At 69.6% G+C, this 26,011-nt stretch carries 29 protein-coding genes; 16 read left to right on the top strand and 13 right to left on the bottom strand.

Features of this window, described 5'->3' with window-relative positions:
• Position 1 precedes the first annotated feature (1 nt).
• The 3 genes from ACFSXZ_RS37510 to ACFSXZ_RS37500 are packed head-to-tail and all read right to left on the bottom strand — an operon-like array spanning position 2 to position 3,173.
• Entirely contained in the window at positions 2–1,408 is a 1,407-nt protein-coding gene (locus tag ACFSXZ_RS37510) for a coenzyme F420-0:L-glutamate ligase (RefSeq protein ID WP_378270926.1), read from the bottom strand.
• Complete coding sequence (gene cofD, locus ACFSXZ_RS37505; RefSeq protein WP_378270924.1) at positions 1,332–2,339, bottom strand: 2-phospho-L-lactate transferase; 1,008 nt, start codon at positions 2,337–2,339, stop codon at positions 1,332–1,334. Before cofD ends, ACFSXZ_RS37510 begins: the two co-directional genes overlap by 77 nt.
• 24 nt (positions 2,340–2,363) lie before the next feature.
• A complete protein-coding gene (locus ACFSXZ_RS37500; RefSeq protein WP_378270923.1) occupies positions 2,364–3,173 on the bottom strand; it encodes a GNAT family N-acetyltransferase in 810 nt (269 codons plus the stop codon).
• 119 nt (positions 3,174–3,292) lie between these two features.
• Here ACFSXZ_RS37500 and fdxA point away from each other — a divergent pair, with 119 nt between their 5' ends.
• Positions 3,293–3,613, top strand: coding sequence for a ferredoxin (gene fdxA, locus ACFSXZ_RS37495; protein ID WP_378270921.1), 321 nt, complete (start codon positions 3,293–3,295; stop codon positions 3,611–3,613).
• Positions 3,610–4,695: a succinyldiaminopimelate transaminase gene (gene dapC / locus ACFSXZ_RS37490; RefSeq protein ID WP_378271066.1), complete on the top strand. Its 1,086-nt coding sequence runs from the start codon at positions 3,610–3,612 to the stop codon at positions 4,693–4,695. Before fdxA ends, dapC begins: the two co-directional genes overlap by 4 nt.
• Positions 4,696–4,784: 89 nt before the next feature.
• On the opposite strand, the gene ACFSXZ_RS37485 is transcribed toward dapC, so the two are convergent.
• From ACFSXZ_RS37485 to ACFSXZ_RS37475, 3 genes are all read right to left on the bottom strand, one after another.
• On the bottom strand, positions 4,785–5,732 hold the full coding sequence (locus ACFSXZ_RS37485) for a CHAD domain-containing protein (RefSeq protein WP_378270919.1): 948 nt from the start codon (positions 5,730–5,732) through the stop codon (positions 4,785–4,787).
• A gap of 55 nt (positions 5,733–5,787) precedes the next feature.
• Complete coding sequence (gene dapD / locus ACFSXZ_RS37480; protein ID WP_378270917.1) at positions 5,788–6,771, bottom strand: 2,3,4,5-tetrahydropyridine-2,6-dicarboxylate N-succinyltransferase; 984 nt, start codon at positions 6,769–6,771, stop codon at positions 5,788–5,790.
• A gap of 79 nt (positions 6,772–6,850) precedes the next feature.
• Positions 6,851–7,291 carry a hypothetical protein gene (locus tag ACFSXZ_RS37475; RefSeq protein WP_378270916.1) on the bottom strand — a complete coding sequence of 147 codons (441 nt, stop codon included), beginning with the start codon at positions 7,289–7,291 and terminating at the stop codon, positions 6,851–6,853.
• A 105-nt stretch (positions 7,292–7,396) separates the two neighbouring features.
• On the opposite strand from ACFSXZ_RS37475, the gene dapE reads away from it, so the two are divergent.
• The 3 genes from dapE to ACFSXZ_RS37460 are packed head-to-tail and all read left to right on the top strand — an operon-like array spanning position 7,397 to position 9,852.
• Positions 7,397–8,458, top strand: coding sequence for a succinyl-diaminopimelate desuccinylase (dapE, locus tag ACFSXZ_RS37470; protein ID WP_378270915.1), 1,062 nt, complete (start codon positions 7,397–7,399; stop codon positions 8,456–8,458).
• A 50-nt stretch (positions 8,459–8,508) separates the two neighbouring features.
• Positions 8,509–9,282 carry an LOG family protein gene (locus ACFSXZ_RS37465; protein WP_378270913.1) on the top strand — a complete coding sequence of 258 codons (774 nt, stop codon included), beginning with the start codon at positions 8,509–8,511 and terminating at the stop codon, positions 9,280–9,282.
• Positions 9,283–9,852 (top strand): LOG family protein, encoded by a 570-nt coding sequence (locus ACFSXZ_RS37460; protein ID WP_378270911.1) that lies wholly within the window; start codon positions 9,283–9,285, stop codon positions 9,850–9,852.
• An 81-nt stretch (positions 9,853–9,933) separates the two neighbouring features.
• Here the strand turns inward: ACFSXZ_RS37460 and ACFSXZ_RS37455 are convergent, their stop codons facing one another.
• Complete coding sequence (locus ACFSXZ_RS37455) at positions 9,934–10,605, bottom strand: lysophospholipid acyltransferase family protein (protein ID WP_378270909.1); 672 nt, start codon at positions 10,603–10,605, stop codon at positions 9,934–9,936.
• Positions 10,606–10,888: 283 nt separating this feature from the next.
• On the opposite strand from ACFSXZ_RS37455, the gene ACFSXZ_RS37450 reads away from it, so the two are divergent.
• Genes ACFSXZ_RS37450 through ACFSXZ_RS37440 form a run of 3 tightly spaced genes read left to right on the top strand, consistent with a single transcriptional unit; the run spans position 10,889 to position 12,200 of the window.
• The gene (locus ACFSXZ_RS37450; protein WP_378270908.1) at positions 10,889–11,185 is read left to right on the top strand and encodes a DivIVA domain-containing protein; all 297 of its coding nucleotides are present in this window, start codon (positions 10,889–10,891) and stop codon (positions 11,183–11,185) included.
• The gene (locus ACFSXZ_RS37445; protein ID WP_378270906.1) at positions 11,182–11,637 is read left to right on the top strand and encodes an SRPBCC family protein; all 456 of its coding nucleotides are present in this window, start codon (positions 11,182–11,184) and stop codon (positions 11,635–11,637) included. Before ACFSXZ_RS37450 ends, ACFSXZ_RS37445 begins: the two co-directional genes overlap by 4 nt.
• Positions 11,634–12,200 (top strand): DNA-3-methyladenine glycosylase I, encoded by a 567-nt coding sequence (locus ACFSXZ_RS37440; protein ID WP_378270905.1) that lies wholly within the window; start codon positions 11,634–11,636, stop codon positions 12,198–12,200. The genes ACFSXZ_RS37445 and ACFSXZ_RS37440 overlap by 4 nt, the downstream gene beginning before the upstream one ends.
• A gap of 196 nt (positions 12,201–12,396) precedes the next feature.
• Here the strand turns inward: ACFSXZ_RS37440 and ACFSXZ_RS37435 are convergent, their stop codons facing one another.
• Complete coding sequence (locus ACFSXZ_RS37435) at positions 12,397–13,191, bottom strand: enoyl-CoA hydratase-related protein (RefSeq protein ID WP_378271064.1); 795 nt, start codon at positions 13,189–13,191, stop codon at positions 12,397–12,399.
• A gap of 184 nt (positions 13,192–13,375) precedes the next feature.
• Between ACFSXZ_RS37435 and ACFSXZ_RS37430 the strand changes: the two genes are divergently transcribed.
• Both ACFSXZ_RS37430 and ACFSXZ_RS37425 read left to right on the top strand, forming a co-directional pair.
• On the top strand, positions 13,376–13,543 hold the full coding sequence (locus ACFSXZ_RS37430) for a DUF3117 domain-containing protein (RefSeq protein ID WP_081617745.1): 168 nt from the start codon (positions 13,376–13,378) through the stop codon (positions 13,541–13,543).
• Between the two features lie 157 nt (positions 13,544–13,700).
• Complete coding sequence (locus tag ACFSXZ_RS37425; protein ID WP_378270903.1) at positions 13,701–15,152, top strand: leucyl aminopeptidase family protein; 1,452 nt, start codon at positions 13,701–13,703, stop codon at positions 15,150–15,152.
• Positions 15,153–15,196: 44 nt separating this feature from the next.
• Here the strand turns inward: ACFSXZ_RS37425 and ACFSXZ_RS37420 are convergent, their stop codons facing one another.
• Entirely contained in the window at positions 15,197–15,982 is a 786-nt protein-coding gene (locus tag ACFSXZ_RS37420; RefSeq protein ID WP_378270902.1) for a helix-turn-helix transcriptional regulator, read from the bottom strand.
• 149 nt (positions 15,983–16,131) lie between these two features.
• The gene (locus ACFSXZ_RS37415; RefSeq protein WP_378270900.1) at positions 16,132–16,725 is read right to left on the bottom strand and encodes an O-methyltransferase; all 594 of its coding nucleotides are present in this window, start codon (positions 16,723–16,725) and stop codon (positions 16,132–16,134) included.
• Between the two features lie 243 nt (positions 16,726–16,968).
• Between ACFSXZ_RS37415 and sigE the strand changes: the two genes are divergently transcribed.
• From sigE to tatB, 4 genes are all read left to right on the top strand, one after another.
• A complete protein-coding gene (gene sigE / locus ACFSXZ_RS37410) occupies positions 16,969–17,592 on the top strand; it encodes an RNA polymerase sigma factor SigE (protein ID WP_378270898.1) in 624 nt (207 codons plus the stop codon).
• Between the two features lie 61 nt (positions 17,593–17,653).
• Entirely contained in the window at positions 17,654–18,319 is a 666-nt protein-coding gene (locus ACFSXZ_RS37405; RefSeq protein WP_378270896.1) for a hypothetical protein, read from the top strand.
• Between the two features lie 108 nt (positions 18,320–18,427).
• Entirely contained in the window at positions 18,428–19,930 is a 1,503-nt protein-coding gene (locus ACFSXZ_RS37400) for a S1C family serine protease (protein WP_378270895.1), read from the top strand.
• 71 nt (positions 19,931–20,001) lie between these two features.
• Complete coding sequence (tatB, locus tag ACFSXZ_RS37395; RefSeq protein WP_378270894.1) at positions 20,002–20,397, top strand: Sec-independent protein translocase protein TatB; 396 nt, start codon at positions 20,002–20,004, stop codon at positions 20,395–20,397.
• Between the two features lie 144 nt (positions 20,398–20,541).
• Here tatB and ACFSXZ_RS37390 read toward each other — a convergent pair whose 3' ends face one another.
• From ACFSXZ_RS37390 to ACFSXZ_RS37380, 3 genes are all read right to left on the bottom strand, one after another.
• Positions 20,542–21,687 carry an Mrp/NBP35 family ATP-binding protein gene (locus ACFSXZ_RS37390; RefSeq protein WP_378270893.1) on the bottom strand — a complete coding sequence of 382 codons (1,146 nt, stop codon included), beginning with the start codon at positions 21,685–21,687 and terminating at the stop codon, positions 20,542–20,544.
• Between the two features lie 9 nt (positions 21,688–21,696).
• The gene (locus ACFSXZ_RS37385; RefSeq protein WP_378270891.1) at positions 21,697–22,191 is read right to left on the bottom strand and encodes a DUF1003 domain-containing protein; all 495 of its coding nucleotides are present in this window, start codon (positions 22,189–22,191) and stop codon (positions 21,697–21,699) included.
• 76 nt (positions 22,192–22,267) lie between these two features.
• The gene (locus ACFSXZ_RS37380) at positions 22,268–23,560 is read right to left on the bottom strand and encodes a magnesium transporter MgtE N-terminal domain-containing protein (RefSeq protein WP_378270890.1); all 1,293 of its coding nucleotides are present in this window, start codon (positions 23,558–23,560) and stop codon (positions 22,268–22,270) included.
• Between the two features lie 180 nt (positions 23,561–23,740).
• Here ACFSXZ_RS37380 and ACFSXZ_RS37375 point away from each other — a divergent pair, with 180 nt between their 5' ends.
• Positions 23,741–24,577: a slipin family protein gene (locus ACFSXZ_RS37375; protein WP_378270888.1), complete on the top strand. Its 837-nt coding sequence runs from the start codon at positions 23,741–23,743 to the stop codon at positions 24,575–24,577.
• A 105-nt stretch (positions 24,578–24,682) separates the two neighbouring features.
• A complete protein-coding gene (locus ACFSXZ_RS37370; protein ID WP_378270887.1) occupies positions 24,683–25,888 on the top strand; it encodes an acyl-CoA dehydrogenase family protein in 1,206 nt (401 codons plus the stop codon).
• The last annotated feature ends 123 nt before the right edge of the window (positions 25,889–26,011 follow it).

Below are 26,011 nucleotides of genomic sequence, written 5' to 3'. Positions count from 1 at the left end.
GTCACAGTTCGAGCAGCCCTTCCGTCAGCGGTTGACGTGGTGTGGCGGGCTCTTCGGGGTGCCCGACCGCGACCGCGCCGAGCGGTCGCCATTCCGGCGCCAGGCCCAGCACTTCACGAGCGAGGTCCGCGGCGAAGATGGTCGAGCCGATCCAGCACGAGCCGAGTCCTTCCGCGGCCAGCGCGATCAGCAGGCTCTGCACGGCCGCGCCGCCCGCCACCGTGAACATCGTCCGCTCACAGTCGTTGCGGCGATCGTCCGGGTAGGTGTGCGCGCCCTCGGGCGTGAGGAACGGCAGCACGACTTCCGGTGCCTCGAACAGGATGTCCCCACGGCCGATCCGCTTCGCGATCTGTTCGTCGGTGAAGCCGTCGCCCCGCAGATCCGCTCGCCACGACTCGCGCATGGCTTCGAGGAGTTTCCGCCGCAATCCCCGGTCGCGGAGCCAGACGAACCGCACCGGTTTGCTGTGATGCGGCGCCGGTGCGGTCAGCGCGGCACCGATCGAACGACGCAGCGTGTCCGGGTCCACCGGCTCGGCGGTGAAGCGGCGCACGGAACGACGCAGCGGCACGGCTTCTCGGCGCCCTTGAGCGATCGCTTCGGCCGTGCCCATCCGGAACATGTCCTCCGCGGCCGGTCGCACCAGGTCGCGAGCCTGAGAGCCATCGTCCACAAAGGACATTCCGCGGACCACCGCGACCGGGACCGCGCCGAGCTTTCCTTTCACCAGGTCCGCCGCGGCGGCCAGCTCGTCGGCCACGGCGATCTCGGTGACCTGCAGTTCGTTGCCCTGACCATCGACCTTGCCCTCGTAGGAGTGCAGGACCTTCAGGCCCGAGGCGCCGATGGCGGCGTCGATCTGCCCGACCCGCCAGGCGCGGCCCATGGTGTCGGTGATGATCACGGCCACCTCGACACCGAGCCGTTCCCGCAACCCGTTGCGCAGTGCGAGGGCGGAGGCGTCCGGATCGGCCGGCAGCAACGCGATCTCGTTCCCGGCCACGTTCGACCCGTCGACCCCGGAAGCCGCCTGCACCACGCCGATCCGGTTCTGGGTGATCAGGGTCCGGCCGAACCGGGCGAGCACATGCACGGCCTCCCGCTCGACCAGTTCGCGCCGTGCCGCGTCCCGTTCCTCCGGGTCGGTGGGCACGCGGATGAGCCTGCCCTCGATCTTCGACACCACCTTGCTGGTGACGACGAGGACGTCCCCGGAACGCAACCAGCGTGCGGCGGCCGCGATGGCCCCGGTCAGGTCGTCGCCCGGCCGGAACTCCGGCAACCCCTCGACGGGAATGATCTCCAGACGTCCGGCGGCATGGTCGTGTCTACGCTCGCGCTGGCTCAAGGTCCACTCCAGACAGCTCGAGGGCCGCCCTCGCCATCGCGGCGGTGGCGTCCACATCGGACATCAGCAGCGGCACCGCGCGCACCGCGACCCCGGGCACGTCGACGGTCTCGCCCTCGGCGACCAGCCAGCCGTCGAGCAGGCCGTCGTCCGAGGTCTGGCGGGACCCGTAGTGACGTCCCACCGCCTCGGCGGAGGTCTCGACGCCGATCGCGGTGAGGCACGCGTCGGCCATCCCTCGCAGCGGTTTCCCGTTGATGATGGGGGACACGCCGACCACGCCGGCCTTCGTCGAGCGCAGGGCGTCTCGCACCCCGGGCACCGACAACACCGTGCCCACCGACACGACCGGGTTCGACGGCGCGAAGAGCACCGCGTCGGCCTCGCCGATCGCCTCGATCACCCCGGGCGCCGGCTTGGCCTCGTCGGCACCGACCGGCACGATCGAATGCGCGGGGAGCCCGGCTCGGTAGCGCACCCACCATTCCTGGAAATGCAGGGCCTTCCGCTGGCCGGCCTGGTCGGGGTCGTCCACCACGACGTGTGTCTCGACGCGATCGTCGGTCATCGGCAACAGCCGCGCGCCCGGGCGCCACCGGTCGCACAGGGCCTCGGTGATCGCGGACAGCGGGTATCCGGCGCGCAGCATCCTGGTGCGGATGAGGTGGGTGGCGATGTCCTTGTCGCCGAGACCGAACCAGGTGGGCTCGGCGCCGTAGGCGGCGAGTTCCTCCTTGACCGTCCATGTCTCGTCCTGATGGCCCCAGCCCCGTGCGGGGTCGATCCCACCGCCCAGGGTGTACATGCAGGTGTCCAGGTCCGGAGCGATCCGGAGGCCGTGCATCCACACGTCGTCGCCGGTGTTCACCACCGCGGTCACTTCGTGTGGCGATTCGCCCTCGCCGACCGGGGGGAGGCCGAGCGCGGCCTTTACGCCGAGCAGGAAGCGGGCTCCGCCCACTCCGCCGACTACTACGACTACCTTCACGGGGTCCGATCCTCGCACGCCGATTCACCGAACCCAGTACCTGTACCTGTGGTGCTCTGCGAAGCCGAGGGCCCGGTAGAGCGCAAGCGCCGGCTCGTTGCCGATGGCGACCTGCAGCACGCACGTTTTCGCACCGCGTTCGGCGGCCCACGGGCCACAAGCCGCCATCAGGGCCTTCGCCAGTCCCTGTCGCCGGTACTGGGGGCGCACGGCGAGCCGGGCCACGAGCAGGATGTCCCCGGCGACCGCCGCCCGTAGGGCGCCTGCGGTGACGTCGCCCGCCTCGATGGTGCCGAACCCGACCTCGCCGGTGGTGAGCACATGGCGTTGCGCCGGGCTGGGGTGCGTGGTTCCGACGGTGAGGTCCCACCAGCCGGGTGACGGACTCGACGAAAGGGTGACCTCCGGCGCCCCATCGCCCAGGGCGCCGGTCAGGACCGAAACGACGTGGCCGGCGGCGTGCCCCGAGTGCGGTACCCACCCCGCCCCCGCGATCTCCCGCTCGGTCTCGCTGTCCTCGATCGCCTGCACGACAGGGGGATTCCGGTGGCTGTGGGCGAACTCACAGACCGTTTTCAGCGCCTCGGCCACCGGCAGGCCCGGATCGCCGACCGCCAGCGTGCTGTTGGCGCGTGCGGTGAAGGGGACGGCAGACGCCGCGTTCCTGTCGTCACCCGCCTGGGTGTCGCTGGAGGCCCGCACCTGGTCTTCCCGAGGGCGGCTCCCCGGAGGCCGATCCGCGGCGGCTCTCAGGCGCCAATCCCCGACCTTCTCCTCGATCACGGCGGGCCAGGCGTCGGCACAGCGGAGTTCGAGTGTTTCCGGAGTCCACACGGGTTACATTGTGCGGTAGAGGGGGAAGGATAAGGTTCCCCTTACCTGGAAACCACACCCAGGAACCGCGTAATGTCCGACGCTGTAGCTGGATCTCATTCACAAAGCAGGAGAGCGCAGTGACCTACGTGATCGCCGAGCCCTGCGTCGACGTGCTCGACAAGGCGTGCATCGACGAGTGCCCCGTCGACTGCATCTACGAGGGCGACCGCATGCTCTACATCCACCCCGACGAGTGTGTTGACTGCGGTGCCTGCGAGCCGGTGTGCCCGGTGGAAGCCATCTACTACGAGGACGACGTCCCCGACGAGTGGGCCGAGTACACCAAGGCCAACGTCGACTTCTTCGACAAGCTGGGCTCGCCCGGCGGGGCCTCCAAGGTGGGCAAGGTCAGCGACGATCCGCAGTGGATCAAGGACCTTTCGCCGCGCGGCGAATGACGCCTCGCCTGCCGGACTTCCCGTGGGACACCCTCGCCGGGGCCGACGCGACGGCCCGGGCGCATCCGGGCGGCATCGTCGACCTCTCGGTGGGGACCCCGGTCGATCCGGTGCCGGAACCGGTCCGGGCCGCCCTGGCCTCGGTGTCGGAGATCCCGGGCTATCCCACGACGCACGGCACGTTGGCCTTGCGGACGGCCGCGGTGGAAGCACTGCGCCGCCGGCATGGTGTCGTCGGCATCGAGCCGGACGGGGTGCTGCCGACCATCGGTTCCAAGGAACTCGTGGCCTGGCTGCCGCGCCTGCTGGGCGTCGGGCCCGGGGACACGGTGGTCATTCCCGAGCTGTCCTATCCGACGTACGAGGTCGGTGTCCTGCTGGCCGGGGCGTCCATGCTGCGCGCGGACGGCTTGCTGGCGCTGGGCCCGCAGCGGCCCCGGATGGTCTGGCTGAACTCGCCGTCCAACCCGACCGGGCGCGTGCTCGGTGTGGACCACCTGCGCAAGGTCGTCGAATGGACCCGGGAGCGGGACGTCTGCCTGGTCTCCGACGAGTGTTACCTGACGCTCGGCTGGGAGGCCGAACCGCTGTCGATACTGCATCCCGACGTCTGCGACGGACGGATGGACGGTCTCCTCGCCGTGCATTCGCTGTCGAAGTCGGCCAACATGGCCAGCTATCGCGCGGGCTTCGTGACCGGTGACCCGGCGCTCGTGGCCGACCTGCTGACCGTGCGCAAGCATGCCGGGATGATCGTGCCGAGGCCGGTGCAGGAGGCGATGACCGTCGCGCTGGCCGACGACGAGGCCCTGGCGGCACAGCGGGAGCGCTACGCGCGGCGGCGGATCGTGCTGCGGAAGGCGTTGGAGGGCAACGGCTTCCAGATCGGTCACTCCGAGGCCGGCCTCTACCTGTGGGCGACCCGGGACGAGGATGCCTGGCGGACCGTGGACTGGCTGGCCGAGCGAGGCATCCTCGTCGCGCCGGGCACCTTCTACGGCCCGACCGGTGGCCGTCACGTCCGCGTCGCCCTCACCGCGACCGACGAACGCATCGACGCCGCCGCCGACCGCCTGACCTGAACACCCCTCTGAATCGTTCCTGAAAAGAAGCAAGGGCTGTTTACTACGGATGTTCCGTAGTAAACAGCCCTTGCTTCCTAAAAACGCGGTCAGGCGACCATCCGGGAGGCGAGGGCGCTGACGGCGGCAAGAGCGTCGGGCCAGACCGAGCGGGCCTCGGTGCGCCGACAGGTTTCGTGCTCGACGACGCGGCCGGCCACGAAGTCGACGGGCGGGGCCCCGGAGAGGGCGGCCACGGCGCGCACCCGGGCCGCGGCGACCACGGCGTCCTGATGGTCGCCCAGCACGTCCTGCAACTTCTTGGCCGCCTTGACCAGTGAACCAAGCCGCTTGGCCTGCTTCTTCCCGGCCGCGGGCGTGGCCATTTCGGCGGCGTAGCGCAAGCGTTTGCCACGGATCCGCAGGGCGTGCAGTTCGGCGTCCGACGGGATCTCGGGCAGGCGCTTGGCCGCCTTGGTGAGCTTGCGGTAGGGCTTCCGCAGCGCCTGAGCCGCATCCAGCCGGGAGGTCTCCGGTGTCGACCGGACCTCGGCGTCGCGGCTCAGTTCGGCGATCGCGATCAGCAATGAGTCGTATCGTGAGCTGCCGAGCGCCTGGTTCATCCGGCGCCTTGCCTCCGCCCGCTCGGCGTCGAAGAGTGCGATGAGCAGAGCGGCGGGCTCGCGGTCCTGGTCGTCGAACCGGTCGACCACATCACGCAGATGTGCGATGAGCACGTCATAGTCACGCACCTCGCCGAGCGCGGTGCCCAGCCATTTCAGCTCGGCGCGCACGGTCTCCGCGTCGCGGCCCTCGGCGACCCGGAGCACGCTTCGCATGCGCCGGACGGCCACGCGCATCTGGTGGAGGTCCTCGGGGTCACGACCCGACCGCGTGCCCGCCTCGGTCGCCAACAGCACGCGCAGTTCCGCGTCGAGTTTGGCGCGAAGGTGCGCTTGTGAGGTGTCCTGGGGCCCCGCGCGCCTGGGCTCGTCACCCAGACCGAGGTCGGCCGGTGACCTCACCTCGGCCGCCGCGGGCAGCGTTTCGGCGCTCATCCAATGATAATAGGGGAACCGGCGCGCGCCCGACCGGATGTCTACAAAGGACTGTTCAGTCGTTGGCGTGGAGCGCGGCGTTGAGTTCGACCGTCGAACCGGTCCTCGGCACCACCTCGACGGCACCGGTGGCGGAGTTGCGGCGGAACAACGCGCCGGAGATGCCCGACAGCTCCCGTGCCTTGACCGACCGGCCTTCCACCAGCACCTTCGTGCCCGCGGTCACGTAGAGACCCGCTTCGACGACCGAGTCGTCGCCGAGCGAAATGCCGATCCCGCCGTTGGCGCCGATCAGGCAGCGCTCGCCGAGCGAGATCACTTCCTTCCCGCCACCGGACAGCGTGCCCATGATCGAGGCTCCGCCACCGACATCGCTGCCGTCCCCGACCACGACGCCCGCGGAGACCCGTCCCTCGATCATCGACGCGCCGAGCGTGCCCGCGTTGTAGTTCACGAACCCCTCGTGCATGACCGTGGTGCCGGACGCCAGGTGCGCGCCGAGCCGGACCCGGTCCGCGTCACCGATGCGCACCCCGGAGGGGACGACGTAGTCGACCATGCGCGGGAACTTGTCGATCCCGTACACGGTGACCGCGCCTCGCGCACGGAGCCGTAGCCGGGTCGCCTCGAAACCCTCGACCGGGCAGGGGCCATGGTTGGTCCAGACCACATTGGCGAGCAGGCCGAAGATGCCGTCCAGGTTCTGCCCGTGTGGCCCGACCAGGCGGTGGGAAAGCAGGTGCAGCCTCAGGTACAGGTCGTGCGCGTCGGCGGGTGCGTCGGCGAGCCGGGCGATGGTGGTGCGCACGGCGACCACTTCGACGCCGCGGTCCGTGTCCGGCCCGAGCAGCTTCGCGGCGGCCTCGCCGAGCACCTCGGCCGCCTGCTCCCGGGAGAGCCGTTCGGTGCCGGGGGCCTGTCCGGCGCCGGTCAGTTTCGGCTGCGGGAACCAGGTGTCCAGGACCGTTCCGTCGGTCGTGACCGTGGCCAGCCCTGCGGCGGCGGCACCGGTAGTCTCGGGGTTCGGCGTCTCGCTCACTGTTTCCTCCGCTGTGGTCACCCTGACAGCCGCTGGTCGGCACAGGGGCTGTCTCGGAGCCAACCGTAAACGTCGCCCTTTATCGGCTGGTGACCTGGGTGTCCAGCTTGTCTCTGGTGGCGGTGAGTGTCGCGGCGATGTCCGTCAGCGTCCGCGAGCAGGGGTCGCCCGGCGCCGGGACGGTCTCGCAGTGTGCGGCGTGGTAGTCGGCGACCTCCTTGGCGAGACCGTCCGCCTGTGCGGTGAAACCGGGCTGTTCACGGATCATGCCGACCGTGCTCCCCAGTTCGTTGACGTACTTCGCGCAGCCCTGCGGAGCCTGCTGGACGGGAGTGCGCCAGCATTCGTCGGTGTTGAGCGCACGGAGCTTGACCGCGAGCGCGTCCGGTGTGGTGGCCTGGCCCCCACCGCCGTGCGGCGTCGGGCCGGCCTCCTGCCCGCTGCAGGCCGTGAGCGCGAGCGTTACCAATCCGAGCGAAAGCAGGCGGAGGCGGTCCGCAGCCGACCTGTCCGCAGACACCCGTTTCCGCCGTGGCTGCCCTCGGGTTGGTAACGAACGGCACGGTAAGACGCCGAGAGCCAAGGTCTTTCGCATGTGCACGCGCATCACCGTAGTCTCCCTCGCATGACCCGTCTCGACCTGCACGCCGACCCCGTCGACATCGCCTGCGCCCTGGTGGACATCCCGAGCGTGTCCGGTGACGAGGCCGTCATCGCCGGCGCGGTGGAGTCCGCGCTCGGCCGGGAGGCGCATCTCGAAGTCGAGCGGGTGGGCAACACGGTGCTGGCCATGACGAATCTGGGCAGGCCGGAGCGGGTGGTGCTCGCCGGACATCTGGACACCGTGCCGGTGAACGAGAACCTGCCGCTTCGGCGCGAGGGTGACGTGCTGCACGGCCTCGGGACCGTCGACATGAAGGGCGGCGACGCGGTGTTCCTGCACCTCGCGGGCACGGTCACCGAACCGGCGCACGACCTCACCTTCGTCTTCTACGACTGCGAGGAGGTCGAGGCCGCGCGGAACGGGCTCGGCCGGATCGAGCGGGAGCGGCCGGACTGGTTGCGTGGTGACCTGGCGATCGTCGGCGAGCCGTCGAACGCGGTGATCGAAGCGGGCTGCCAGGGCACCATGCGGATCGAACTGCGATGCACGGGCAAGCGCGCCCACACCGCACGGGCGTGGATGGGCGTGAACGCCATCCACGGCCTCGCCGAGCCGTTGCGCCGGCTCGCGGAGTACCGGGCCAGGGACGTCGAGATCGACGGTCTGACCTACCGGGAGGGACTTCAGGCCGTTCGGATCGGCGGTGGGGTCGCCGGGAACGTGGTCCCGGACGAGGCGGTGCTCACCGTCAACTTCCGGTTCGCTCCGGACCGCACGCCGGAGCGCGCGGAGAGGCACCTGCGTGAGGTCTTCGACGGTTTCGATCTGTCCGTTGTGGACTGCGCGGCCGGGGCGTTGCCGGGGCTTTCCGCGCCCGCCGCGGCCGGTCTGATCGAAGCGGCAGGCGGGAAGGCGGCGCCGAAACTCGGCTGGACCGACGTTGCCCGGTTCGCCGCGCTCGGCATGCCGGCGGTGAACTTCGGACCCGGCGACCCGACGCTGGCACACACCCGTGAAGAACACGTGTCCGCCACGGAAATCCGGCAGGTCGCCCAGGTGCTGCACCACTTTCTCGGCAAGTGACCGGCGAATCCGATCGCGCGACGGGGAAAGCACGCCCTAAGCTCGCCGAGGTGACAGAAGAGCAAGTCGAATACCCCGAGCACCCACGGGAGAAGCAGCGGGGGCCGGTGGTGCTCAGGCGTGGCCGGCGCGTGGAAGCCACCACGACGGACCAGCGCCTGCTGGACTCACGGGGCCCGTCGGACTGGGTACACACCGACCCGTGGCGAGTCCTGCGAATCCAGGCCGAATTCGTCGAAGGTTTCGGCGCGCTGGCCGAGGTGCCTCGCGCGGTCACCGTGTTCGGCTCGGCGCGCACACCCCGCGACCATCCCGAGTACGAGCAGGGGCGGCAACTCGGCGCCGCGCTGGCCACCGCGGGGTTCGCGGCGATCACCGGTGGTGGCCCCGGCACGATGGAGGCCGTCAATCGTGGGGCCTCCGAGGCGGGCGGGTTGTCCATCGGCCTCGGCATCGAACTGCCCTTCGAACAGGGCCTGAATCCGTGGGTCGATCTCGGCGTCAACTTCCGCTATTTCTTCACCCGCAAGACCATGTTCATCAAGTACGCCCAGGCGTTCATCTGCCTGCCCGGTGGTTTCGGCACACTGGACGAGCTGTTCGAGGCCCTCACCCTGGTGCAGACCAAGAAGGTGACCAAGTTCCCGGTTGTCCTTTTTGGACGATCATATTGGGGCGGACTCTACGACTGGGTGAAGAACTCGGTCTACGGCGAGGGAAAGATCGGCGAGAAGGACCTGGCGCTGTTGCACGTCACCGACGAAATCGACGACGCCGTGCGGATGGTCCAGGAGTCCTACAAGGCATGGGAGGACACCCACTAGATGCGCCGGATCTGTGTGTTCTGCGGATCGTCCACTGGCAACGATCCGGTCTATGCCGAGCACGCCACCGCGGTAGGCAAGCTCCTCGCCCAGCGCGGGATAGGAGTGGTCTACGGCGGCGGGCGCGTCGGGATCATGGGCGTGGTCGCGGACGCGGCCCTGGCCGAGGGCGGCGAGGTGATCGGGGTGATCCCGAAGCACCTGATGCGCGCCGAAATCGCGCACGACGGCCTGACCGAGTTGCACGTCACCGCGGACATGCACGAGCGCAAGGCGAAGATGGCCGAGCTGGCGGACGGTTTCCTCGCGTTGCCCGGCGGTGCCGGCACGCTGGAGGAACTGGCCGAAGTGTGGACCTGGGCCCAGCTCGGGCTGCACGCCAAGCCCATCGGTCTGGTGGACACCGCGGGTTACTTCCGCCCGCTGCGCGACTTCGCCGACCACATGGTGACCGAGGGCTTCCTCCGCCCGCAGCACCGCGACCTCATCTTCGTCGACCCCGACCCAGTGGTGCTGCTGGAGTCGTTCGCCTCCTACCGTCCCCAAGCCACCCCGAAGTGGACCGACTGACCCACGCCCTGGATGTGGAGGAAGGTGGATTTACTACGGATGATCCGTAGTAAATCCACCTTCCTCCAGTACGCGAACCTCTCAGGCGGCCTCGCCGGGGCGCTTGTGGTAGGTGTCGACGTATTCCTGTTCGGAGAGCTCGAGGATCGCGTACATGACCTCGTCCGTGACAGAGCGCCGCACGGCCGGCGAGGAGCGCATGCTCTCGTAGCGGCGGAAGTCGAGTGGTTCCCCGAACCGGACGGTGACCTTCGCCAGACGCGGGAAACGCTTGCCGACGGGCTGCACCCGCTCGGTGCCGGTCAAGGCGACCGGGACCACCTTGGCCCCGGTCGCGAGCGCCAGCGCGCCGACGCCGGTATGCCCGCGGTGCAGCCTCCCGTCCAGGGAGCGCGTGCCCTCCGGGTAGATCCCGAACACGCCCCCCGCCTCCAGGACCTTGCGCGCGGACTCCAGCGCGGACAGCCCCGCGGCCGCGTTACCGCGCTTGACGGGCACATAACCCAGCGCCCGCAGGAATGCCGCGGTGAACCGTCCCTGCGGTCCCTTGCCGGTGAAATATTCCGCCTTGCCCAGGAACGCGACCGGGCGCGGGGACGCGATCGAGATCACCGCGGTGTCGACGGCCGCGCGGTGGTTCGCGGCCAGGATCACCGGACCGGTGCTGGGTACCCGTTCGGCTCCGTGTATTTCGGGCCGGTAAGTGAGACGTGCCAGCGGGGCCAACCCGCGCCGGATCAACAGCTGTAGCAAGGCTCCTCCCGACTCCCCTCGGATCAAGCATGGCATGCGCGATCACGACGGGGTACGGCGATCGCGCCGGAGAGTGGCGGCTCACCACCTGTCGCGGTGACGCCGCCTGCCTCGTTCGCGTGACCCGGTCCGGGCGTCGGCAGGCCTTCGCCCCAGCGGGTGACCGGCCCTGTACCCGCCGCGGGAACGCCGTTGCGCGCCGGTGCCGTCACCGTCCGCCGCGAGGGCGTGTCCGGACCCGCTCGCGCGACGGCCGTCGCGTTCGTGTGCCACGATCGTCGCTGTGACGACCGCGCTTATCTACCTCGTAGTCATGCTGCTGGTGGCGGCGGTGGTGTTCCTGCTCGCCGCAGTCGTGTTCGGCCGGGGCGAAGAGCTCGCGCCCCTGCCGCCGGGCAGTTCGCCGACCAGGCTGCCCGCGGGCGAGGTCACCGGTGAGGATGTGCGGAACGTCCGCTACCAGCTCGTGCTTCGCGGATACAAGATGTCCGAAGTGGACTGGGTGATGGAGCGGCTCGGCGCGCAGATCGACGAGCTTCGTGCCCGGGTGACCGAACTGGAGGCACAGCGCACCCGATGACCGACTTGGTGTTTTCGGTCGATGTGGCCGCGCCCGCCGGCACCACGTGGCTCGCGCTGACCGACTGGTCCCGGCAGCACGAGTGGATGCTCGGCACCAAGGTTCGCGTGGTCGGCGGCGACGGCCGGAGCGTCGGTTCCCGGCTTTCGGCGGTCACCGGTCCGGGTTTGCTCGGGTTCACCGACACGATGGAAATCACGGCGTGGGAGCCTCCGGTGCGGTGCACGGTACGGCACCTGGGAAGGCTGGTGCGTGGCAGCGGGGCGTTCCACGTGCACGCGAAGGGACCTCAGTCCTCGACGTTCGTCTGGACCGAGAGCCTGGACCTGCCCTTCGGCCCAGTCGGCAGAATGGGGTGGCCGCTGGTGAGACCGGCGTTCGCGCTGGGGGTGCGCGAGTCGCTGCGCCGGTTCGCCCGGTTCGCCGAGAACTACTCGATGGGGGCGCGATGACGCTGGTCGGAACGGATGGTGTGGCTCGATGCCCATGGGGCAACTCCGCGCCGGACTACGCCGAGTACCACGACACCGAATGGGGCGTGCCGCTGCACGGCCAGGACGAGCTTTACGAACGCTTGTGCCTGGAGGCCTTCCAGTCCGGTCTGTCCTGGATCACCATTCTGCGCAAACGCGAGGGCTTCCGGCGGGCGTTCGCCGGCTTCGTCCCGGAGAAGGTGGCCGCCTTCTCCGACGACGACGTCGCACGTCTGCTCGCGGACAGCGCCATCGTGCGAAACCGCGCCAAGATCGCCGCCGCGATCACCAACGCCAGGGCGATCGCCGAACTGGACCGGCCGCTGGACGACCTGCTGTGGTCGTTCGCGCCGTCGGAGCCCCGGCCGAAACGTCCGCGCACCATGGCCGACGTGCCGGCGATCACCCCGGAGTCGAAGGCGATGGCCAAGGAGCTGAAGCGGCGGGGCTTCGCGTTCGTCGGCCCCACCACCTGTTATGCGCTCATGCAGGCCACCGGCATGGTCGACGACCACTTGGCAGGCTGCTTCCGCGCGTCCTGACCCGCGCCCTCGACGGCCCTTTTTCGGTAGCAAGGTGGCTTTACTCGGCCGGAGGCGGCGACGCTGGCCGCCCAAGACCTCTGCTGTCCGCCGGAGGCCGCTCCACGCGGCCGGACACGCTTTTCGTCCGGCCGCTGATCGACACGGATAGTCCGTAGTAAAGCCACCTTCCTCCAATAGAGCCGTGGGCCTTCGGCTACTTGCCCTGGAACTCCGGTTTGCGCTTGGCGACGAAGGCTTCGACGGCCTCGCGGTGATCGGCGGTGGCGCCGAGGACGGTCTGGGCCGCGTCCTCGACGGCCAGGGCTTCGTCCAGGGTGCTCGTCGCGGCCGCGCTCAGTACCTCCTTGATCTTGGCGTAGGTCAGGGTCGGCCCGGCGGCCAGGTTCGCGGCCACCGCGTGTGCGCGGGTCGCGAGCTCGTCGTCCTCGATGACCTCACTGACCAGGCCGAGCCGGAGTGCTTCGACGGCGTCGACCGGCCGGCCCAGCAGCATCAGTTCGGCAGCGCGGCCGTAACCGACAAGCCGCTGCAGCGTCCACGACGCCCCCGAGTCGGGGCCGAGCCCGACGCCGGCGAAAGCCATCACGAAGTTCGCCGAGGCCGCCGCGAGCCGCAGGTCACAGGCGTAGGCGAAGGCGGCACCCGCACCGGCGGCCGGACCGTTGAGCGCGGCGATCACCGGCTTGGGCATGTCGACGATGGTTCGCACGATCGGGTTGTAGTGGTCGGTGACGGTCCGCAGGGGCGCCGGGTCCCCCGCCTGGAGCAGCGCGACATGCTGCTTGAGGTCCTGCCCCGCGCAAAACGCCTTGCCCGCTCCGGTCAGCACGACCGCGCGGACTTCGGGCGTTTCGGCCGCGTCGCGCAGGGTTGCCAGAAGACGTTCCTTCAACTCGACGGTGAGCGCGTTGTACGCCTTGGGTCGATTGAGGGTCACCGTCCGGACACCGTGCGCGTCGGTGGTGAGTAGCACGTCCTCAGTGGTCACTGTGGTGCTCACTGTCTCCTCCTGATCGAGAGCGCTCCTGGGCCGCATACCAGCACCTATGCAAACACGAAAAGATCGGTCCGCGTTCGCGTGCCCAGGTTGATGAGGGAGAATGGCGCATGACACCCGGTTGGCTTAGGCGAGCGCGACCCGGGCGCGCCGGTTGAGACGGAGGGAGCACGCTATGGCGGCCATGAAGCCCCGGACCGGAGATGGTCCCCTCGAGGTGACTAAGGAGGGGCGGGGCCTCGTGATGCGCGTTCCGCTCGAGGGTGGCGGGCGGCTTGTCGTCGAACTGTCTGCCGAGGAGGCCAAGGACCTGGGCGTCGCGCTTCAGGAGGCCACCAGCTGACCTCCGTCCCGTCACGCACTCCCACCACCGGCTGAGGGAACCTCGGCCGGATTTCGTCGTCTCGTCGATCGGCGGCATCGCCGGCCGCTCGTCCCGCCGTCCCGCCCGGACGGCGTAATCGTTTTCGCGCCCAGGTCGCGAAGGACGGAGGTGTCCTGTGGCCCGGTTCCCACTGCCGGCCATTCCCAGTCGCTTGATCGAGCTCGAGCTCGCCGAGGCGCCCCGGCGCGGCGTGCCCGTCGCCGAGGTCGTGCGCTCCGGCGACGGCCCCCGCGAGATCGGGGGCGTCCGGCACATGGGGAGGACCGGGGAGGTGCTCGAGGTCGGAGGTGACGGCCCGCGCTGGCTGGTCGGCGTCGGCGACGGCACCGTGCGGGACTGGGTCTCCGCCGGAGCGGCGCTGGTCCGGGCCGCCGGTGAGGACGACCGCGTGCGCACCGTCCAGGTCGACCTGGCGGGGGAGACGGCCGGCGAAAGCGTCGCCGCTCTGGCGACGGGTGCCTTGCTCGGCGGCTACCGGTTCAAGGTCAGCTCGGATGCGGGCAAACCGGGTGTCCGCGCGCTACGCCTGCTCACGCCGTCCGAGCACGAACCCGAGTATTCACGGAGGCTTGCGCGGGTCCGGGTACTCGCGGAGGCGGCCACGGTGGCACGGGACCTGGCGAACACGCCGTCGAATATCAAGAACCCGGAGTGGCTGGCCGCCACGGCGGAACGGCTCGTGTCGGACGTCCCGGGCGTGAAGGCGACGATCCGCGACGAACGATGGCTTGCCGAGCAGGGTTTCGGCGGAGTGCTCGCGGTGGGCGGTGGTTCGGCGTCTCCGCCCCGGTTGATCGAGTTGAGTTACCGGCCGCGCGCGGCTTCGCGGCATCTGCTGCTCGTCGGCAAGGGCATCACGTTCGACACCGGAGGTCTGTCGATCAAGCCCGCGGAGGGGATGCACCTCATGCGGACCGACATGGCCGGTGGCGCGGCCGTGATCGCCGCGACCCGGGCGATCGCCGCGCTGCGGCTGAATGTCCGGGTGACCGCCCTGGTACCGGCCGCGGAGAACCACGTCTCCGGTGGCTCCTACCGGCCCGGCGATGTCGTTCGTCATTACGGGGGAAAGACCACCGAGGTGTCGAACACCGACGCCGAGGGCCGCATGGTGCTCGCCGACGCGCTGGTCTACGGAAGCCGGCGGTTCCGGCCGGACGCCGTGGTGGACGTCGCGACCCTCACCGGCGCCATGAAGGTCGCGCTCGGGTTGCGCATCGGTGGCTTTTTCGCGGGGGACGACGATCTCGCGTCGCGCATCCTGGCGGCCGGTACGCGGGCGGGCGAGGCGTGGTGGCGGATGCCGTTGCTCGAAGAACACGCCGGCGCGGTGCGCGGCGAGATCGGTGATGTCCGGCAGTCCCCGGGCGGGCCCGGAGGCATCACGGCTGCGCTCTTCCTGCGCGAGTTCGTCGAGGGCGCCACCCCGTGGGCCCACCTGGACATCGCGGGCCCTGCGCGTGCCGAAAAGCCCTACGCGGATGTCACGCCCGGCGGTACCGGATTCGCCGCCCGCACCCTTGTCGAACTGGCCGCTTCCTATGCCGAGCAGGACCAGGTGAAATAGCCGTCGTAGTCGCCCACTGGCCGGGAAGAGGAACACCATGAGCGTCATGGCGCGGCCGCCGTCATCGCTCGACGGGCGGGTGTGGACGCCAGGGGCGGCAGGGCCACGAGGACGGGTGGCGACCACTCCGGACCGATATCCAGACTGATGTCCCGGCAGTGTGACCGCTTGGTCCGGGTCACGTACACCGGCTCGCCGGCCACACCCGACACCGTGCGCACGGGCACAAGCTGCGCTTCGGGGCCGGCCCGCGAGGGCAGCGCCGACGACATCAGCCAGTACGCTCCCGGCGGCACACCAGTGAGGATGAAATCGCTCGTTTCCCCCAGTAGCGTGCCGCTGACCGGTTTTCCCCTCGCGGCACGACGCGGGAACAGGCCGACGTAAATCGACGGAGAGTCGCCAAGCAAGGCCACAGCCGCCGCGCTCAGGCGCACCGAGCCGGCGACCGTCCCGCCGACGCTCGCGTCGCCGGGAACCATCACCGGCCGGGGCGGCGCCTGGGCGAGTGCGTCGGGAAGCCTGCGGAACTCCAGCGGGGTCCGGCCGACGGCGGCGGCGAACCGCGTGGTGAAGGTGCCCACCGAGGTGAACCCGACCTCGTGACAGATGTCGATGATCCGCTCGTCACCGGACAACAGGAGCCGCTTCGCCCGCTGGAAGCGGTGTGCCGCGAGGAACTGCCCCGGCGGCATGCCGAGGTGCCGCTCGAAGGTGCGGGCCAGGTGGAACGGGCTGTAGCCGACGTGATCGGCCACGTCCGCGAGCGTGATCGGCTCGGCGGCTCGCGCGGCGAGGAACCGCGCGGCCTCGGCCACGGCTTCCCGCATGGGCACCTCCCCGGATGTCCGACTCCCATGGCGACATCAGGCACAAACGGAAAGCATTGTGCGCTGGTGTTCTCCCTACAGGGGACATGCTCCCACCGGGGTCCGACAGTTTCCGTTCACGCGGCTGCCGAGCGGAGTACGGATGCCGGTCAGCGCATGGCGGCCACGAGCAGGCCCGGCAACAGCGCGGGCACCAGCCGGGTGTCTTCGCGGACCGCCCTCGCCAGCTCACGCGCCGCGACCACGCCGGGGTCGCGGCGCGGGGGGTCGGTTCGCGGGTTCAGCACACCGTGGAAGACCAATACGCCTCCCGGCCGCAGCAGGTCCACCCCGTGCTCGTAGTAGCCGGGGTACTCGGACCGGGCCGCGTCGACGAAGACCAGGTCGTAACCACCGGTGGTCAACCGCGGCAGGACGTCCAGGGCACGGCCGATGATCAGCCGGGTCCGCCCGGACGGGAAACCGGCGTCCAGGAACGTCTTGCGGGCCGCGCGGTGGTATTCCGGCTCGATGTCGATCGACGTCAGCACCCCGTCAGGCGCCATCCCGCGCAGCAGGTACAGCCCGCTCACCCCGGTGCCGGTGCCGATCTCCACCACCGCCCGTGCCCGCAGGCCCGCCGCCAGGAAACACAGCGTCGTGCCCTCCGCCGTGCCGACCGGGACGCAACCGAACTCCTCCGCCCGGCCACGGGCGGCGAGCAGCACCTCGTCGTCGGGCACGTAACTGTCGTCGGAGGTCACCGGGAGAGGTTAGCGTCGGCCCTGGAGCAAACCGCGCAAGACAGGAACTTGTTGCGATATCGCACGCCGCGGGTGGGTTGACGGCGGCTCCGCGGGGCATACCCGGTGTTCGGACCGGAACTCTCAGGACGCTCTCAGTGGCGTCTCACTAGACACATAAGTGGGTGGACCAAGCTTGTTACCGGACGCGGGAACACGGCACGGATCTACCGCGTTGGACCGATCAGTTGGGAGAACTGCCTGATGGAGGTGCCTTCCCCGCCGATGCAGAAGAGCGCGACGAACGAGGAGCTCGCGGTAGAGGGCCGTCCGGTGACGGTCGACGAGACCGCATGGACACCTCCGTCCTGGGATGAAGTCGTGCGCGAGCACGCCGACCGGGTTTACCGGCTCGCCTACCGTCTCACCGGCAACACGCACGACGCCGAGGACCTCACCCAGGAGACCTTCATCCGGGTGTTCCGATCACTGGCCTCGTACAAGCCCGGCACCTTCGAGGGGTGGTTGCACCGCATCACCACCAACCTCTTCCTCGACATGGCCCGCCGCCGTTCGCGGGTCCGCATGGAGGGCCTGCCGGAGGACACCGACCGGATCGTCGGCGACGATCCGAGCCCGGAGCAGGTCTACAGCGAGACTCACCTGGATCCTGACCTGCAGGAGGCTCTGGACGAGCTGCCGCCGGAGTTCCGTGCCGCCGTGGTGCTCTGTGACGTCGAAGGACTGTCCTACGAGGAGATCGGTGCCACGCTGGGGGTGAAGCTGGGCACGGTGCGCAGCAGGATCCACCGTGGGCGGCAGGCGCTGCGCGCCGCGTTGGAACGACGCCGCGCGCTGGAGCGAGAATCGGTGGAGGCTTCCGCATGACACGACCTGTGCCGACTCGCCACCGTCAGGACGACGCGTGCGAACTCGCGGAGGAGCAAGTATGACCGAACCGCGTGGATGGGGACCTTTTTCCGAAACGCATCTGATGCCCGATGCGGTCGTGGCGTTCGTGGACGGCGAGTTGTCGCTCGGCGCCCGGGATCGCGCCGCGTCCCACATCGCCCGATGCCCCTGCTGCACCGCCGAGATCGCGGCGCAGCGCCAGGCTCGTGCCGCGGTCAAGCGTGCTCAGGCACCCCGGATCTCGGCCGGCTTCCTGGCCGCCCTGCGGGACATTCCGCAGCAAACCGACCTCCCGACCGCGCCCGACAACCTGGCGATGACCGAGGAAGGTCAGCTGGTCGCGATCCAGCGGCCGGACCGCGTCACCGGTCTGCGCATGCAGTCGGCGCTGGGCTCGTCGGCACCCCTTGGATCGGCCACCCCGCTGGGAAGCGGTGCCGTCCTCGGAAGCAGGCAACGCTCCGGTTCGGTGCGGCGGCGGGCCGCTCAGGGCGCCGGGGTGGTCGTGTCCGGGCTGGTACTGAGCGCGCTCGCGATCGTGGTGACCTCTTCTGGTGGGAGCGGCAGTGCGGGCCAGGCCCCCGAGCAGGGTGGTGGCACCCAACCGGGTGTGTTGCGTGCCCAGATGGGTGCCGCGCCGGTGGCCACGACGACGACCACCTCGACCGCTACGAGCGCGGCCGCGGTGCTCGACAGTCACTGAACCGGCTGAGCGCTGCCCACGGGCTCCGGGCGCTGACACCTGCTTCACTGAGGGGACGGAAGGATCAGTGGCGTATCGTCGCCCGAAAACCGTCTATCCCGGGGAAAGATGAACCAGCCCACTCCGTCCGATGAGCCTCGCCTGGCGCCCAGGCCCGTCGAACGGCCGCCGGTGGATCCCGCGCAGGCCGCCGCCTTCGGCAGGCCGCGCGGCGTGGAGGGCGCTTTCGACAAGCTCTATGCCCCGGCCCAGTCCGCCGACGGCAAGATCATCGCGCAACCACCGGCGCCGGAATCCCTCGCCGAGGCGTTCGGCCGTCCGCCCGGAGCCGAAGGCGTGGTGCTCCAGCGACCCGCGGACGACAGCGGGCCCGGTGACGGTCAGCCGGAACCGGCGCTGTGGTCGCGGAAGACCGATCCTTGGCGGGATCCCGGCGCCCCGGCCGTCCTGGGCGTTCCGGCGCTGGAGGCCGGGAACGGTGACGGGGACGGGGCCGAACCCGGGACCTTCCCGATGCTGTCGCTGCCCGAGGTGGTGTTCGGGCGCCGCGTCAAACCGTCCGCGCTGGCCCTGCTCGGTGCCGTCTGCCTGCTGATCGGAGCGGTCGGGGGCCTGGTGGGCTGGTGGATCGCCGACACGGGCAACGCGCTGACCGGCCAGGCGACCATTTCCGAGGCCCAGGCCGGCAAGGAAAGAGCTCCCGGTTCGGTCGCCGACATCGCCCGGCGGGTGTCCCCGGCGGTGATCTCGATCGAGGTGGTCTCCGGCCAGGCGGGCAGCGTCGGATCGGGCGTGATGGTCGACCCGGCGGGCTACGCCGTCACCAACAACCACGTCATCGCCCTGGCCACCACCGAGCCACAGGCCAAGATCACCGCGGTGTTCTCCGACGGCACCCGGACGGAGGCGAAGGTGGTCGGCACCGATCCGAAGACCGACCTCGCGGTCGTCAAGGTCGCGGTGGCCAACCCGGTGGTCATCCAGGTGGGCAAGTCCTCGGACCTGCAGCCGGGCGACTCGGTGATCGCGGTGGGTTCGCCGCTGGGCCTGCAGAACACGGTCACCGCAGGCATCGTCAGCGCCCTGCATCGGCCGGTCACGGCTCAAGGGGACAACGGGGAACCGCCGGTCACCTATGACGCCATCCAGACCGACGCGCCGATCAACCACGGCAACTCCGGCGGCGCGCTGGTGGATGCCACCGGTGCCCTGATCGGGATCAACTCGTCGATCCGCACCGACGGGGACACCGGACAGGGCGGCAGCATCGGCATCGGCTTCGCCATCCCGGCCGGGGACGCCATCAAGATCGCCCGGCTGCTGATCAGCAACGGCCAGGTCAAGCACGCCGACATCGGCATCAACGCCGCGTCCGTCTCGGCGGACACCTCGGAGGGCGCGCAGGTGCTCAACGTCGCCGACGGCGGGCCCGCGGCCAGGGCCGGGATCGCCGAGGGAGACGTCATCACCAAGGTGGGCGATCGCATGGTCCGCAACGCTCCAGAGCTGACCGTCGCCGTGCGAGCCCGCAACGCCGGCGATGTCGTGCCGGTGCAGCTGGTGCGCCAGGGGCGGCCGCTGGTCGTGAACGTGACATTGGGTTCCGACTGAAACGAGTCGCTGGTGGAGGTACTCATCGGGGGTACGCTGAGAGCGGTTCGAGAGGGCACGGAGGTTGACAGGTGTTCGACAGCGTCGGCTGGGGCGAGATCCTTGTGCTCATCGTCGCCGGTCTGTTCATCCTCGGTCCCGAGAGGCTTCCCCAGGCGGCTTCATGGCTCGGGCAGAGCGTTCGCAAGATGCGAGAGTTCGCCAACGGCGCGCGGGACCAGTTGCGGGACGAAATGGGCCCGGAGTTCGACGACCTCCGCAAGCCCTTGGAGGACCTGCGCGAAATCCGCAACTTCGACCCGCGCCGAGCGGTGACCAGGCATCTGTTCGACGGTGACCCGGACCCGCTGGGCCTCAACGGCACCAGCGGCGGCAGCACCAAGCCGAACGGCTACCCTCTCCCGGCCGCCAAGCCGGAGCCCCTCAAGCCCGGTGAGAAGCCCCCCGTCGACCCCGACGCCACCTGACCTCAGCGTTCTCCCTGATCGGGCAGAGGCTGCCGCCGGAGAGCACCGTCTGCCCGGCCGACCACGGGCCTTCCGACCCGCAACAACCCGTTTTCCCCTCACCAAGCCACGTGCCGCCCGGTCGACCGGGCGGCACGTCCGGGGCTAGCTGCGGGTGGGGGTGAGGTTGAGCATGCGGCCGGCCAGGCCGCGAGCGCGGGTGCCGAGGTTGGTGGCGATCTCGCGCAGGACGGCGGCGGCGGGCGCGGCGGGGTCGGCGAGGACGATCGGGGTGCCGGCGTCGCCGTTTTCCCGCAGGCGCGGGTCGAGCGGAACCTGGCCGAGCAGGGGCACCGTCGAGCCGGTGGAGCGGGACAACGACTCCGCGACCGTCTGCCCGCCGCCGGAGCCGAAGATCTCCATCCGGCCGCCGTCGGGCGTCTCCAGCCACGACATGTTCTCGATGACACCGGCGAGCCGCTGGCGGGTCTGCAACGCGATCGCACCGGCGCGCTCGGCCACCTCCGCGGCGGCCTGCTGCGGTGTGGTGACCACGAGGATCTCCGCGTTGGGAATCAGCTGGGCGACCGAGATCGCGATGTCCCCGGTGCCCGGGGGAAGGTCCAGCAGGAGGACGTCCAGATCGCCCCAGAACACGTCGGCGAGGAACTGCTGCAGCGCACGGTGCAGCATCGGGCCCCGCCACACCACCGGGGTGTTGCCCGGGGTGAACATGCCGATCGAGATGACCTTCACCCCGTGCGCCTGCGGCGGCATGATCATTTTCTCGACCTTGGTCGGCTTCTCGCGCGCACCGAGCATCCGGGGCACCGAATGCCCGTAGATGTCGGCGTCCACGACGCCCACCGAGAGGCCCCGCTCGGCCATCGCGGCCGCCAGGTTCACGGTGACACTGGACTTGCCCACGCCACCCTTGCCGGACGCGACGCAGTAGACGCGGGTCAGTGAACCGGGCTGGGCGAAGGGGATCACCGGCTCCTCGGCATCGCCCCGCAGCGACTTCCGCAGCTCGGTGCGCTGCTCATCACTCATCACGTCGAGGTCGACCCGCACCCCGGTCACGCCGTCGAGCTTGCCGACGGCGGCGGTGGTGTCCCGGGTGATGGTCTCCTTCAAGGGGCATCCCGCGACGGTCAGGTACACCCCGACGGTGACGACGCCGTCCTCGCCCACCACGACGTCCTTGACCATGCCCAGATCGGTGATCGGCCGCTTGATCTCCGGGTCATGGACGTTCTTCAGCGCTTCACGGACGTCATCGACGCTGGGAACCTGGTGCGTGCTGGTCATCCCTCCATGCTACGGACCGGTCTTGACCTTGCGCGGTTTGGCGTTGAGATCCTCGCGAAGTTTGTCCAGCTCGCCGCGCAGGTAGTCGCGGGTCGCGACCTCGCCGATCGCCAGGCGGAGCGCCGCCAGCTCTCGTGCCAGGTACTCGGTGTCCGCCTTGGTCTGCGCGGCCCGGCTGCGGTCCTCCTCGAGCGCCACGCGGTCGCGATCGTCCTGCCGGTTCTGGGCGAGGAGGATCAACGGCGCCGCATACGCGGCCTGGGTGGAGAACGCGAGGTTGAGCAGGATGAACGGGTAAGGGTCCCAGCGCAGCGCCACGGCACCCAGATTGAGTCCGACCCACACGATCACCGTCAGGGTCTGCCAGAACAGATACTTGCCGGTGCCGAGGAAACGGGCGAGCCGTTCGGACAGCCTGCCGAAGGCGTCCGGGTCGATCGAGATCACTCTGCGGGCCGACGCCCTGGGCTGGTCGAGCCGCCGCTTGGCGAGCAGTTCGGGCATGTTCCACCTCCTCGTCCTTCGCGTCTGGGCGCGTCCGCCACGGCAGCCGAGGTGACCTCGCCGACCGTGGTCGGTGTCAGCTTGTCCTACTCGTCTCTTCGTTTCTCACATCGTGGAGACCGGTCTCCCTCCAGTCTTCCGGCAGCAGGTGGTCGAGCACGTCGTCGACGGTGACGGCGCCGACGAGATGGTCCTGCGCGTCCACCACCGGGCCGCAGGCCAGGTTGTAGGCGGCGAAGTAGCGGGTGACCTCGGCCAAGGGTGCCGTGGGGCGCAGCGCGGGCAGGTCGCTGTCGACCGCGCTGGCGACCAGTTCGGCGGGTGGTTCCCGGAGCAGGCGCTGGAAGTGCACGCAGCCCACGTACCGGCCGGTGGGCGTCTCGGTGGGTGGCCGGCAGACGAACACCATGGTCCCCAGAGCGGCGGGGAGATCGGGGTTCCGGATGTGCGCGAGTGCCTCGGCCACCGTGGCGTCCGGGGTGAGCACGACCGGTTCGGGGGTCATCAGGCCGCCCGCGGTGTCGCGGGAGTAGGCGAGGAGCCGTTTGAGCGGTTCGGACTCCTCCGGCTCCATGAGATCCAGCAGCCGGTTCTTGTCGGCGGGCGCCAGTTCGGCGAGCAGGTCGGCCGCGTCGTCGGGGTTCATCGCTTCGAGGATGTCCGCGGCCCGTTCCTCGGACAGGTGGGCCAGCAACTCCTTCTGGTCGTCCTCGGGCAGTTCTTCCAGCACGTCGGCCAGCCGCTCGTCGTCCATCGAGTCGGCGACCTCGTGGCGGCGCTTCACCGGGAGGTCGCGGACCGTCGCGGCGATGTCGACCGCGCGCATGGTGTCGAACAGCATGAGCAGCTGTCCCGCGCCCTGAGGCTGGCCGGAGAGGTCGGTGAGCCCCAGGCCGGAGATGTCCTGCCACGGCAGTACCTGGAGTGACGATCGCCGCCTGCCCAGGCCCAGCCGGGCGCCGCGTTCCCGGACCGCCACCTTCGCCAGCACCCAGTCGCGCGTCCGGGTGGGCTCCATCGCGGCGTCGAGCACGGTGAGCCGGGTCCCGGTGTCGGTCAGGCTCGCGTGCGCGTCGGTGAGCTGGCCCAGCACCAGCACTTCGTTGGGCCGCTGGTGGAACTGGCGCATGTTGACCGAGCCGGTGGCCAGGGTGACCGCGTTGGGCTCGATCGAGGTGATCCGCAACATGGGCACGAAGACCCGCCGCCGGGTGGCCAGTTCGACGACCAGTCCGAGCACCCTCGGCGGCTGCTGGTCGAGCCGGAGGCCGGCTACCACGTCCCGGACCTTGCCGATCGATTCACCGTCCGGGCCGAAAACCGGCAATCCGGCCAGTTGTGCGGCAAAAACCCTGTTCACGGGAGCCATGGCTAGAGGCTAATGAAGTCGCTGCCCTGGTGCTGGCAGGAGTCGGCCAAGCCACAGCCGGGCGCGGGCGCGGCACCGCCATCGGTCGCCGTCCCGGGAGGGGCGCTCGGCGGTACCGGACGTCCGCCCCGTCACGGGCGTAGCATCTGACCTGGGGAAACGAACAACCAGGAGCAAGTCATGGTGGTGGAAGTCGTTTCCGCGGTCGCCGCCGTGGGCGTGGTGGGGCTCGCCGCGAGTGTCCGTGTGATCAAACAGTTCGAACGCGGCCTGGTGTTCCGGTTCGGCCAGGTCCACCGGAGGCTCAGGGGACCGGGGCTGGTCGTGCTGGTGCCGATGGCCGACCGTCTGCAGAAGGTCAACATGCAGATCGTCACCATGCCGGTGCCTGCCCAGGAGGGCATCACCCGCGACAACGTGACGGTCCGGGTCGACGCGGTGGTCTACTTCAAGGTCATCGATCCGGTGGTCGCGGCCGTCAACGTGCAGGACTACCGGTTCGCGGTGGGGCAGGTCGCGCAGACTTCGCTGCGTTCGATCATCGGCAAGAGCGACCTCGACGACCTGCTGTCCAACCGTGAACGGCTCAACCAGGGGCTGGAGTTGATGATCGACAGTCCCGCGCTGGACTGGGGCGTGCACATCGACCGGGTGGAGATCAAGGACGTGGCGCTGCCCGAGGCGATGAAACGCTCGATGTCACGGCAGGCCGAGGCGGAGCGGGAGCGTCGCGCGAGGGTGATTTCGGCGGACGGTGAACTGCAGGCTTCGGCCAAGCTGTCCCAGGCGGCCGCCGCGATGTCGGGCACGCCGGCGGCGTTGCAGTTACGCCTGCTCGAGACGGTTGTCCAGGTCGCCGCGGAAAAGAACTCCACGCTCGTGCTGCCGTTCCCGGTGGAACTGCTGAGGTTCCTCGACCGTGCGGGCCGTGAAGGGGAGAAACCCACGGTGGCCGAGGAAGAACACGTGCAGCCGAAGGCCACGCCGTTGCCCCGGGTGTCCGGGGAAAACGGGTGAGCGCCGTCATGGCACCGCTACGGACCAACAGTCATACTCGTCGGTAACGACCGCCGTCCTGTGTTCTCGCGGGTCGGTGGCCCCGCAAGAACACAGGAGTCGTGCATGGCCCGTCTCGCCCAGACCGCCGGTCTCACCGAGGTGCAGTCCGAAATCCTGTCCACGGTGCGCTCGTTCGTGGACAAGGAGATCATCCCGCACGCGCGGGAGCTGGAGCACTCCGACACCTACCCCGCCGACATCGTCGAGGGGATGAAGGAGATGGGGCTGTTCGGGCTCACCATCCCGGAGGCCTACGGCGGGCTCGGCGAATCGCTGCTCAGCTACGCGCTCGTGGTGGAGGAGATCGCGCGCGGCTGGATGAGCGTTTCCGGTGTGATCAACACACATTTCATCGTGGCGCACATGATTTCCCGGCACGGCACGCCGGAGCAGAAGGAGTATTTCCTGCCCAAAATGGCGCAGGGAATCGTGCGTGGCGCTTTCTCGATGTCCGAGCCGGATCTGGGATCCGATGTCGCGGCCATCAAGGCCCGGGCCCGGCGGGACGGTGACGACTACGTCATCGACGGCGCGAAGATGTGGCTCACCAACGGCGCCACGTCGAATCTGATCGCGCTGCTGGTCCGCACCGACGAAGACGAGTCCGCGGGTGGGAAACCGCACGAGCGGCTCACCGCTTTCCTGGTGGAAAAACCCGAAGGATTCGGCGAGGTCGCGCCCGGGCTGACGATTCCCGGGCGGATCGAGAAAATGGGCTACAAGGGCGTCGACACCACCGAGGCGGTGTTCAGCGGATACCGGATCGGCGCGGACAAGGTGCTCGGCGGGGCCGTCGGCAAGGGATTCCCGTTCATGATGGACGGCATCGAGGTGGGTCGCGTGAACGTGGCCGCACGCGCGTGCGGGATCGCGATCCGGGCGTTCGAACTCGCCGTGGACTACGCGCAGCAGCGCAGGACGTTCGGCAAACCGATCGCCGAGCACCAGGCGATCGCGTTCAAGCTGGCGGAAATGGCGACCAAGGTCGAGGCCGCGCACCTGATGATGGTCAACGCCGCCCGGTTGAAGGACACCGGCGCCCGTAACGATGTCGCGGCCGGCATGGCGAAGCTGCTCGCCTCCGAATACTGCGTGGAGGTCACCCAGGAGGCGTTCCGTATCCACGGTGGCTACGGCTACTCGAAGGAGTACGAGATCGAGCGGCTCATGCGGGAGGCGCCGTTCCTGCTGATCGGCGAGGGCACCAGCGAGATCCAGAAGATGATCGTCAGCCGGGGCGTGCTGCGCGAGTACCGCTCGAAGGGGTGACGCGGTGGCCACGGCCTGCCGTGGCCACCGCGTTGCCGATCCGTTGCCGACAGATGCCGGGTTCGCGTGGTTTCCTGGGGATTGGCAGGATGAGTGGACCCCGTTGGCAGACACAGCACAGGT

This window comes from Amycolatopsis pigmentata (assembly GCF_042684065.1).
GTDB classification, from domain to species: domain Bacteria; phylum Actinomycetota; class Actinomycetes; order Mycobacteriales; family Pseudonocardiaceae; genus Amycolatopsis_E; species Amycolatopsis_E pigmentata.
The sequence above is the reverse complement of the archived record's forward strand: the minus strand, read 5'-3'. Positions and strand labels throughout refer to the sequence as shown.